The sequence below is a fragment of the Nitrosomonas europaea genome, assembly GCF_900167395.1.
GTDB lineage: Bacteria > Pseudomonadota > Gammaproteobacteria > Burkholderiales > Nitrosomonadaceae > Nitrosomonas > Nitrosomonas europaea.
Genome location: NZ_FUWK01000002.1, coordinates 148,441 through 158,796 on the forward strand (window position 1 = coordinate 148,441; position 10,356 = coordinate 158,796).

Consider the following 10,356-nt stretch of genomic DNA (forward strand, 5'->3'; position numbering starts at 1 on the left):
TTCGGCTATATATTTACTACTTTCAATCGGTGCGGGATTTGCTCATTCTTTTCTGCAGGATCTTTAGTATCTCCTGCAGAAAATGCATTGACCAGGTCACACCAAAACCGGTAACTTCCGTACCCACCGCACCCAGTCCATCCTGATGACGGCAAGCAGAAAGATCCATGTGCAGCCAGGGAATATCATTCACAAAATGCCGCAGAAAACAGGCGGCAAGAATATGGTCAGCTTCGCTTTCTATAGTGCACTGTTTGATATCAGCGATTTTACTGTCGAGATCAGCCTCGTAATCACTGTCCACCGGTAATACGCACACCCGCTCACCACTTGACCGGCCAACAGCCACCGCATTCTGCGCCAGATAATCCCGATTGGTGAAGACTCCGCTGTAACGTGATCCCAGCGCGGTAATCAGACTGCCCGTCAGCGTGGCGTAATCGATGATCAGATCCGGTTTTTCCCTGGCGGCAAGCGTCAGCGTATCAGCCAGCACCAGACGGCCTTCGGCGTCGGTATGAACGATTTCTATGGTCATACCATTCAGAGCGGTGATCACATCGTTTTGCTTGAATGCCGCGGGACTGATGTGATTCTGTGCGATGGCAAGCCAGCAGTCGATATTGATCGGCAGATCGGCTCGCGTGGCTGCCAGCAGCACACCGAGCGCCACTGCGGAACCATTCATATCCTCATGCATGCCATACATATAGCGTGCCGGTTTCAGATTATGACCGCCGGTATCGAAGCAGATCCCCTTCCCCACCAGCGCAATCGTTTTACCGGTTTCCCCGTGCCCTGCGGTTCTGCGCAAATGGACGATCGCTGCATCGTCCGTGAGGCTGCCCTGGGCAACGGCACTGAATGCACCTGCTCCCAGTTCGCGCAATCGGGACAGCTCATATTCCTCATATTGCCAGTTCTCACTGGCGGCCAGCTTTCTGATCTGCTCGCGGTAAGTTCTGGGTGTCAGTTCATTAGGTGGCAGAATGGTCAATCCTCTGGCAAGAAAATTTCCCTCTGCCTGCGCACATTGCATGGCAAACCCGGTGGAATCCACTATCCCGTGCAGGCAAATTCGCTCCAAAGGCTTATCGTCCGGCTTACGCTGCTTGCGTACCGGCAGAATTGCTCCATTGACCCAGGCAACATACACTGCAAGCTCAGCCAGATGACGCCTTTGAGCATCATCCCCATAAACAGCGAGATGGATTTCGGCCGGATGTTCATTCAGCAGCAATTGCATGGCCTTGCGCAGACTGGTCTGCTGCTCGAACAGCGATCTACCGGGATCCACCATCACCCAGGCATACAACCCTCCATGCTGCAAACTGGCCGACAAAGGCGTTTCAGCCAGCCGGTTTACCGGTATACCCTGCCGTTGCAGCAAATCATTCAATACCTGCTCGGCAGGCAATTGATATTTCCCGGGGATTTTGTCTGTCTTGGGAAAGATAATCAGTAAGTGAGAAGTCCGGGTTGATTCGTCGAAAGTGTTATCGTTTTGTATAAGTGTGGCGAGCATTGGTTTCCGGCCGGGTGGCACTCCCAAAAAGCCCACCGGCATCATTGTCAAAATAACGTTGTATTATATCCGCTTGATTCACCCTTTCAGGATTATTCATGTATCAGTACCTCGACCTGATGCGACATGTGTTGCAATACGGCCATAAAAAGAGTGATCGCACCGGCACCGGCACACTCTCCGTTTTTGGCTATCAGATGCGCTTTGATCTGCAAACGGGTTTTCCGCTGGTGACAACCAAGAAATGTCATGTCAAATCGATCATTCATGAACTGCTATGGTTTCTGCGCGGCGAAACCAACATCGATTACCTGAAAAGAAACGGGGTTTCCATCTGGGATGAATGGGCAGATGAAAACGGTGATCTGGGCCCGATCTACGGCCATCAGTGGCGATCCTGGGCAGCTTCCGACGGCACTGTCATTGACCAGATATCGCAAGTGATCCAGCAAATCAAAGAAACACCGGACTCACGCCGGATGATCGTCTCCGCATGGAATGTAGGTGATCTCGACAAAATGAAGCTCGCCCCCTGTCACGTACTGTTCCAGTTTTACGTGGCGGATGGCAGACTCTCCTGCCAGCTTTACCAGCGCAGTGCCGATATCTTTCTGGGCGTTCCCTTCAACATTGCCTCTTATTCACTGCTGACACTGATGATCGCACAATGTTGCGACCTGCAGCCCGGCGAATTCGTCCATACCTTTGGTGATGCGCATCTGTATCTGAACCACCTTGAACAGGCGCGGTTGCAACTGGAACGCGAACCCAGAGCACTCCCAGCCATGCAACTGAATTCAACAGTCAGAAATATCTTTGATTTCGGATACGAGGATTTTACCTTGCACGATTATGATCCTTACCCGCCTATCAAGGCACCGGTGGCTGTATGACCATCCCGTCGCTTTCACCCCCCCGGCTGGCGATTCTGGCTGCTGTTTCAGCCAACCGGGTAATCGGGCTGAATAATACACTGCCTTGGCATCTGCCGGCTGATCTCAAGCATTTCAAGCAACTGACCACCGGCCAGATCGTCGTGATGGGGCGCCGGACGTTTGATTCGATTGGCAGGCCACTGCCTGATCGTACCAATGTCGTGCTCACCCGACAACGTCACTTTAATCAGCCCGGTATCCTCACGGCAGGTTCGATACAGGAAGTGCTGGAGCATTTTTGTGGTGACGATCGGCAGATCTTCATCATCGGTGGTGCTGAAATCTATCAGCAGACGTTGCCGTTCTGCCAGCGTTTATATCTGACCGAGATTCAGCAGGATTTCGCAGGAGATACTTTCTTTCCGGAGTATGATCGTGACAACTGGCGGGAGATCTCCCGTGAAATGCATCAGGCAACAGATAGCGGCATCGAATATCACTTCGTGGTACTGGACCGCAAGCAGCCGGTCAATGCAGGTGCCTGTTCGACAGATTTATCCTGACTTTGAACGGTATCGATCTCCCTGATCGGCGGTAAACGCTTATCACAACGCCTTGCCTGCTTTTGGAGAAACCAGCGATTCAGCCTCGATTCGCACATGCCATTTCTCCATCCACTCACCCAGCGCTTCGGCCGGCATCGGTCGCGAGATGAAATTACCCTGTGCCAGATCACAACCGGTCTGGCGCAGTAATTCCCAGTCTTCACGATCTTCCACCCCTTCGGCAACGGCTTCCATATTCAACTGCTTTGCCAGGGCCAGACTGGCATCATATATCGCGCGCAGTGTTTCATCGCCCGAGGCCCGATGTACGAACCCCTGATCGATCTTGAGTTCATCAAACGGAATATCCCGCAATTGTGTCAGTGAGGAATGGCCGGTACCAAAATCATCGATAGACAAATGAAAACGTTTCAGACGCAAGCGGGTTAAAATCTCCAGCGAGACACGCACATCCCCCATCAGCTGGCTTTCAGTGATTTCCAGTACGATTTTGCCGGGAAGAATTTCAGCCTCGGCAGCCAGCCTTACCACAGCATCCTGAAAATCGAGCGATGTCAGATTATCCATCGATACATTGACGGCCACTTTCAGCTCATATCCGCTTTGCTGCCATACTTTCGCCTGGATGAAAGCCCGGCTGAGCACGGTGTGAGTCAGCCGGCCGATCAGACCGTTTTCCTCTGCCACGCCGATAAACTGATCGGGATAAACCATTCCATCCACGGGATGATGCCAGCGCACCAGCGCCTCGACACCGGCAATCACACCGGTATCGACCCGAACCTTGGGCTGGTAATAATTGATCAATTGACCGGAATCGATGGCGGTTCTGATTGTGTCGGCATCGTAGATCTTTCGGGTATTTCTTTCCCCGCTCCGCATGGATGACGGCACATCCAGCTTCATCAGCAGCATACGCAAACTTTCGGGTTGTACCGGCTTTTGCAGGTAACCCAGAATAGGGATCCGATGTGCCTGCACCAGTTTCTCTGTCGTTCTGAGCATTCGCTCATCCTCGCCACTGACGAGAATCAGGCTGCCGGAAAACTTTCGTTCGACCAGATGACGAACGAATTCGATACCATCCATACCGGGCATGTTGAGATCCAGCAGAATCAGATCGGGCCGGGTTGCGACATCATCCAGCAACTTCAAGGCATCTACTCCGTTTTCACAACAAATGACGGATGAAAACCCCATATTCGCCAGCATTCGCATCAGCAGTTTCAGTATGAACGGATCGTCATCCAGGATCAGGATTCTGGTGGTAAATATGTCAGCCTTCATTCTGAAAACCTCAAGTAAGAGTGCTTGGATGCACAGATGGATAACAGCTTAACCTGTCGATAAACATTGCGTCAGAATATCAATACTCCTGACACCGGCAAAGATGACAATCTAAAACAGAATCAGCCCTGTTTCACTATATTCTCGAACACCAGCAACAATATATAAAAAGACGATATGTTTAGAACTACTGAAATATCCATGCGCGCCGGGTGGTCAGTAATTCGGCTGGAGAATCGCCAATTATCATTGGATACAGGTTGCGTCTGATCTGTTACACCCGGCTGGGTCAACCTGCCAAAGCACTAACTACTTACCAGCGTTGCCGTCACACGTTTCTTTCTCATCTGGGCACCAGTCCCAGTCAGGAAATCCAACTTCTCTACCAGTCACTGATAACAGATTTACGTACCGAGTAGTCCTGGTATTCCGGGTATGACGATCTCATACCACCCGCACTTCGGATAGATACTCCGTCAGGTAGCCTAAAATCAGGAAAGACATCTTCTATAGATAGTCGATATGTCCACGTGACGGGTCATGCAAGTACCAGAAAAATATCCCTCCCGCCTTCTTGTCCTTTGACTATTTTCCAATCTGTAACCGATATGTAACGCCTGGTTTGCCACAATCCTACCTCTTGTCATATTTCCGGGAATGAAACGGCTATCCGGATCTGTTACAGGAAATGAAATATGAAATTTACATTCAAGAGCGAATTAAACGCCTGATTCATAACATTCAACAGAGGAGAAAGTAAAATGGAGCTCGAGTTCGGTTGTGGATTCCCCACACATGATTCTCATCCATTGCACCATCTGAAAAGGTCGTGCAAAACATTATCGACTGGAATAGCCTGGTCGATGGCCACCCTCGCATTGCTGCTACTGTTTTCCGGAACCACAGCGGCAGCAGGAAATTTACACAACATCGTCATATATGCTGAAAGACTGCCCGGTAACCTCTATGGATACCGCATGGCCGGACACATAGTCAGACAACCGGATGGAACACAGATTGATATCACAAACCGTTATGTCACCAGTACCGCCACAATTCCGGGGCCGACCATCATTCTGGACGAAGGAGATATAGCCGACATCGAACTCCTGCATCAGTTCGATCCGCATACCCCCTTCCAGGAGCATGTCAGCCTGCATGTCCATGGTGTGCATTACGATCGGGAAAGTGACGGCACGCTGAAATACATCAATCTGTACAAGGATGAGAGTGCTGTTCCTCACCTCTCCTACGTTTATCGCTGGAATGCCGCACCCGGTACAGCCGGAACCTGGCCCTACCATGACCACAACATGGAGAACCACAACGGAGCAGAGGACAAAGGTTTGTTCGGTGCTCTTATCGTTCGTTCAGCTGCGGAAGCCAGACAGGCCAAAACCAGCAGCAATCGGGCTCATGTTTCACCGAATGTTGCCAAGGATTACGTGTTCTACCTGGGTGACGATGCCTTCTGGGCCATGGAAATCGATAACGCCACCGGCAAACAGACTGCTCTGGGTACGAACCCTCCACTTACTGCACAGCGCAATACCAATGTCAGATTCCATCTGATTGCACTCGGTACCAACTTTCATCAGTTCGAACTACCGAAGTATCAGTGGATCGATCCAGGCACACGCAACACGATCAACCGGAAAGTCCTCGGGCCACTCGAAAAGCACGTCTTTACAGTCAAAGCGACCCATTCCTCTCGCTACCAGGATACTGCCTTCGCCAGCAGATTACTGGGGATGCGGGGTGACTTCATCATCACCCGTTGATCGCGCACATATTGATCTGTTTCTCAAATCAAGGAAAAAAAATGAGATCCAACACTTTTATACAATTTGCAGCAACGCTGGTTGCATTCGTTGCTGCCTGCCTGTTTCCCGCCTGGTCGATGGCAGCAACCCACAACGTCGTACTATCGGCTGAAACCTTGCCAAACGGCCAGCCCGCCTATAAATTGCTCAGCCATACCAGCAGTAACGGTACCGTACCAGGCTATGCAACCGAGGCCACTATTCCCGGCCCTACGCTGTTCATCAAAACAGGGGATAAAATCAATGTTCAACTCACCAACAATACTCAGTCCCCGGTCAGTTTCACTGCCCCCGGTCTTTCAACGGGCAATAGCGCTCTGGCTGCTCCGGGGCAAACAAAAAGCTACCGGCTGAATGCCAGAAAAGCCGGTACTTTTGCTTACCATGATGAGAAAGCGCCGATGCTGGGCTTATTCGGTGCGATCGTGGTCGATGAATCGAACGGTCATGTTCAGAGCTATGTGGATGGTGATGGCACTATCGTTTCCACCAAACGCTCTCAACTGAGCAAGGAATTCGTGCTGTTCATGGTCGGCTCCACTTTCTGGGGAGCCGAGATCAGTCGTAATGGCAATCAGCAGCCTCTGTGGGCCAATCCTGATCTGGGTGCCTATCAGGATGATCTCCTCCGATTCCACGTACTGGCAGTAGGCCCGGGACATACTTTCCATCTGCATGCACACCGCTGGATCGAACCCGGCAGTAGTCAGAAGACCCCCCATATCATCGATACCCATATCCTGGATGACCTGAACAACAGCCATGTCTTCACCATCAAGGCTGGAACCGGTGTCGGCCCGGGTGTCTGGCAACTTCACTGCCATCTGATATCGCACATGCAATCCGGGATGAACAGCCGCATTCATGTGGTTGCCCGTGACTCAGGACAGTCTGCAGACAGTATCGTTGGTGCATCTCCCAGCGGAGCCATTTTTCTCAATGATAGCGATCAGCCCGGACTGGTCACATTTATCGTAAGTGATGAACCTGCCGGCTGGTTCAGAAGTGCCCGCGGAGACGCACTGAGCCCGGTCACGCATACGAAATCACTGGAAATCATCCCTCCGGGCAGCAGCGTTCACTTCGTCATGTCGGATACTGCAGGTGTGCACACCATCACCAGTCTGTTGTGGCCAAGCGAAGCCGGACATAACGACCATGGCGGTGATCATTTCATGATTCCATTCGATGAAACCAAGGCTTACCGGGGTGGCGCCATCCTCAAACTCAACGTACCTGGTCTGTATGTGTTCACCTGCAAGATCCATCCCTTCATGTTTGCCGCTGTGATTGTCGATGATCCGGCAACAGACGGTCTGGATCTGGGCAACACCATCGATCTGATTTCAGGGGTCAAAAATTTACCGACCAGCAGTGATCTCGCCACACGTTTGCTGCATACCTTCTTTGTGACAACCGTACCAAAGAACTGGCAGGACTTTACTTCTCCCAATCCGTGGAAGATCGCTTATCCGGATGTGGATGTCGTCGTGGATATCGGTAAAGTTTCACTGCCAGCTGTGTTGAATGCGCGTTATGGTAACGATATCAGCCTGTCACCCTTACCTCGCCCGGCAGTACCGGGCATAGGTGAGGTCTGGGTCGATACCCAGTTCGAGAAAACTGCCGGCAAAACCAAACCAGGTACCATCACTGTAGTTGACACCAGTAACTGGACGCTCAAGCGAAAAATTGCCCTGCCACAAATCAATATGAACAATCCGCACAACATGTGGCCTAATCGCGATCATTCGATTGTCTATACCACTCAGTGGTTCGACAACAAACTGACCGCGATCAAACAGAAAACGGGCAAACTGGCCAGTAACGTCCAGGTGGGTGATTCACCTTCTCATGTCATGACACTACCCAACACGGATGATATTACCGTGGCCATCAACGGTGAGAATGACATCGTTATCATTCCGGCCGGCACGACCAAGGTGAACTATGCCTTACTGACACAGAGTCATGGACAGGCACCTGGCAATCCGCACGGTCACTGGATTTCAGCAGACGGCAAACGCATCATCACACCCAATATCAATACTCATGATGCAGGTTTCTATGATGTCGAGGATGGCAAAATCGTTGCCAGGACGGCTACCGGTGAAGGACAACCAGGCGCGCATCCGATTGCAATCGGTATGCTGCCGGATTCCAGCAAGGTATACGCGGCCAACTTACTGCATCACAGCGTCAGTGTCATGGATGGGGACGGCAACTTCATCAAAAACATCAATCTGATCGAGCATTACGATCCGATTTCCGGTGCAATCAACGGGCCAATCGGAATATTGCCGATCCAGTCACCAGTATCACCTGATGGCAAAGTCATGGTAACGGCTTCTTATGGGGGTCAGATTGTCGTGATCGATACGAGAACGGACAGCATCGTCAAGTCATTGCCGTGCGATCCCGGTTGCCATGGGGCCAATTTCGGAGCCAAAAAAGGTGGAGGATACTACGCCTATATCACCAACAAATTCTCCAATCGGCTGATCGTAGTCGATCCGGATCCAAACGGTGATGGTGATCTGAGTGATGCTGAAATTGCCGGTGCCGTTACACTTGTGGCTGATAGTAGGGTACCTAAGGACGACAAGATCAGCAGTCTGGCGGGTTTTGGCGGCCAGGGAATAGTGGCGTTACCCAACGTCTATAACGGCTGGGTACAAAATCTCAACTCTCAATGGTCAGCCGGTCTCACTGATCAGCAACGTAATCCGGTTCAGTAACCCTCTGATGAACTGAGCACTACAGGCCGGGAGCAAGTAGCACACTCCCGACCTGTCTCACACTGTAACTTCCCTTCTTACAGATCAAAGCACTCCCGCTAACTAAACAACCACCGGCTAAAGCCGGTGATTGTTTAGTCGCCGTACGGACGTAGCATTTCTCTTATGCAGCCAACGAATCACCCCAGTCACAAACAGTACAGGGCAGGCTAACCCTGTCAAAAACACCAATATACGCCCCGTCATGCCAAACCCTTGGCCAGAATGCAAAGGCCATTGCCAATGCGTGAATACTTCGCCCGCCGTAGCATTTGGAAGAGCAGGATCATCAACATCAAGCACCTTGCCGGAATAACGATCCATGACAACGCATACCCGTTGCAACCAGCTTCCAGGACGGTCGACATCATCCTTGCACACAGTGTAAGTCGCCGTTTGTTCGGTAGCACCATAAGCACCGTAAATCCAGTGCGGACGGCCCTTTGGATAAAGCTGACCGGCGCGTGCGATGGCTTCGGCCATACTGATCGACTGTTTTCCCGGCACGGGCGTGGAACGAAACCAATAGCGGTAAGTTACTGGAGAAAACACTTCCAATACCGGCACTACGTTGTGTGGCAAGACCATGTAAATACCGGAAAACAATACCGGCAGTAAAATCAATGTACTGTAAAAACCAGCTGTTTTGTGCAAATCATAATTCAACCGTTCACCACTGGCCTTGCGCTTGATCATTAAAGCCTGTTGCCACTTTCCGGTCAACGGCCACCAGACAATCAAGCCAGTCAGCACTGAAATAATCAACAAAGCAGCGGAAAGGCCGACTATTACGGTGCTCAACTCCCCCTCTATCAATAAGGCATAATGCAATTCGAATACAAAACCGATAAAAGTAAGGGTAAATAAGCTGTCAGAGGTTTTCATCAGACGCTTGCCAAGAACTTTTAAAGAATAGGGATCAACATAAACCTGCCAGCTTTCGGTTTTTCCGCCAATGGATGACACCGAATAATTCAACCGAAAAGCAGCATTGTCGTTGCGGGGATAAGTTGCAAAAGTATGCTTGGCACCTTCCGGTACAGCGGATGTACCGATCTCAAAAATATCAGCTAACGGTTTGTACACTGCACCGCCTGTTGGTCGAACGACGGTTAGCAGCTTGGGGTTCAAAAGCTCATCGATTTCGGCATGAAAGACCAGAATACTGCCCGTGACACCGTAGATCGCCAATAAAAACCCTAGGTGTTTAGTCCCACTTTGTGATGGTATGGATTGATGATAAAACGTTCAGGTTCGTTTTGCCAGCATTTGATGATGTATTCGTAAGGTGTGAGTCCTCGTAAGGTTTTGAGTCGCCTGGCGAAGTTGTAGGCATTCAGGAAGCTGTAAAGATGCTCTCGCAACTGTTGATGATTTTCATAATGATAGCGTTTGACGGTTGCTTCCTTGAGGGTGCGGTTCATGCGTTCGACTTGACCATTGGTCCAGGGGTGATTTGGCTGGGTCAGGCGATGTTCCGTACCATTTTCCAGGCAGACACGG

General features: G+C 50.8%; 9 protein-coding genes. 5 read left to right on the forward strand and 4 right to left on the reverse strand.

Annotated elements, in window-relative coordinates; all coding sequences use genetic code 11:
- Window positions 1–22 precede the first annotated feature (22 nt).
- Window positions 23–1,525 carry a M17 family metallopeptidase gene (locus tag B5D58_RS01625; RefSeq protein WP_011111195.1) on the reverse strand — a complete coding sequence of 501 codons (1,503 nt, stop codon included), beginning with the start codon at window positions 1,523–1,525 and terminating at the stop codon, window positions 23–25.
- 98 nt (window positions 1,526–1,623) lie between these two features.
- Here B5D58_RS01625 and B5D58_RS01630 point away from each other — a divergent pair, with 98 nt between their 5' ends.
- Window positions 1,624–2,418, forward strand: coding sequence for a thymidylate synthase (locus B5D58_RS01630; protein ID WP_011111194.1), 795 nt, complete (start codon window positions 1,624–1,626; stop codon window positions 2,416–2,418).
- Window positions 2,415–2,963 (forward strand): dihydrofolate reductase, encoded by a 549-nt coding sequence (locus B5D58_RS01635; RefSeq protein WP_011111193.1) that lies wholly within the window; start codon window positions 2,415–2,417, stop codon window positions 2,961–2,963. Before B5D58_RS01630 ends, B5D58_RS01635 begins: the two co-directional genes overlap by 4 nt.
- A gap of 42 nt (window positions 2,964–3,005) precedes the next feature.
- Here B5D58_RS01635 and B5D58_RS01640 read toward each other — a convergent pair whose 3' ends face one another.
- On the reverse strand, window positions 3,006–4,253 hold the full coding sequence (locus B5D58_RS01640; RefSeq protein WP_011111192.1) for an EAL domain-containing response regulator: 1,248 nt from the start codon (window positions 4,251–4,253) through the stop codon (window positions 3,006–3,008).
- A 212-nt stretch (window positions 4,254–4,465) separates the two neighbouring features.
- On the opposite strand from B5D58_RS01640, the gene B5D58_RS14400 reads away from it, so the two are divergent.
- From B5D58_RS14400 to B5D58_RS01655, 3 genes are all read left to right on the forward strand, one after another.
- A complete protein-coding gene (locus B5D58_RS14400) occupies window positions 4,466–4,672 on the forward strand; it encodes a bacterial transcriptional activator domain-containing protein (protein ID WP_074671112.1) in 207 nt (68 codons plus the stop codon).
- 342 nt (window positions 4,673–5,014) lie between these two features.
- Entirely contained in the window at window positions 5,015–6,034 is a 1,020-nt protein-coding gene (locus B5D58_RS01650) for a multicopper oxidase domain-containing protein (RefSeq protein WP_011111191.1), read from the forward strand.
- A gap of 41 nt (window positions 6,035–6,075) precedes the next feature.
- Complete coding sequence (locus tag B5D58_RS01655; protein ID WP_011111190.1) at window positions 6,076–8,814, forward strand: multicopper oxidase domain-containing protein; 2,739 nt, start codon at window positions 6,076–6,078, stop codon at window positions 8,812–8,814.
- A 117-nt stretch (window positions 8,815–8,931) separates the two neighbouring features.
- On the opposite strand, the gene B5D58_RS01660 is transcribed toward B5D58_RS01655, so the two are convergent.
- Together B5D58_RS01660 and B5D58_RS01665 are read right to left on the reverse strand one after the other, a co-directional pair.
- Window positions 8,932–10,044 (reverse strand): PepSY-associated TM helix domain-containing protein, encoded by a 1,113-nt coding sequence (locus B5D58_RS01660; protein WP_198407858.1) that lies wholly within the window; start codon window positions 10,042–10,044, stop codon window positions 8,932–8,934.
- A gap of 8 nt (window positions 10,045–10,052) precedes the next feature.
- Window positions 10,053–10,356: integrase core domain-containing protein (locus tag B5D58_RS01665; protein ID WP_143779541.1), on the reverse strand; the 304-nt coding region annotated here is incomplete at its 5' end.

Bases quoted from the DNA above. Each gene is read 5' to 3' on its own strand.
- B5D58_RS01625 (WP_011111195.1), bottom strand. From the start codon at position 1,525: ATGCTCGCCACACTTATACAAAACGATAACACTTTCGACGAATCAACC.
- B5D58_RS01630 (WP_011111194.1), top strand. From the start codon at position 1,624: ATGTATCAGTACCTCGACCTGATGCGACATGTGTTGCAATACGGCCAT.
- B5D58_RS01635 (WP_011111193.1), top strand. From the start codon at position 2,415: ATGACCATCCCGTCGCTTTCACCCCCCCGGCTGGCGATTCTGGCTGCT.
- B5D58_RS01640 (WP_011111192.1), bottom strand. From the start codon at position 4,253: ATGAAGGCTGACATATTTACCACCAGAATCCTGATCCTGGATGACGAT.
- B5D58_RS01650 (WP_011111191.1), top strand. From the start codon at position 5,015: ATGGAGCTCGAGTTCGGTTGTGGATTCCCCACACATGATTCTCATCCA.
- B5D58_RS01655 (WP_011111190.1), top strand. From the start codon at position 6,076: ATGAGATCCAACACTTTTATACAATTTGCAGCAACGCTGGTTGCATTC.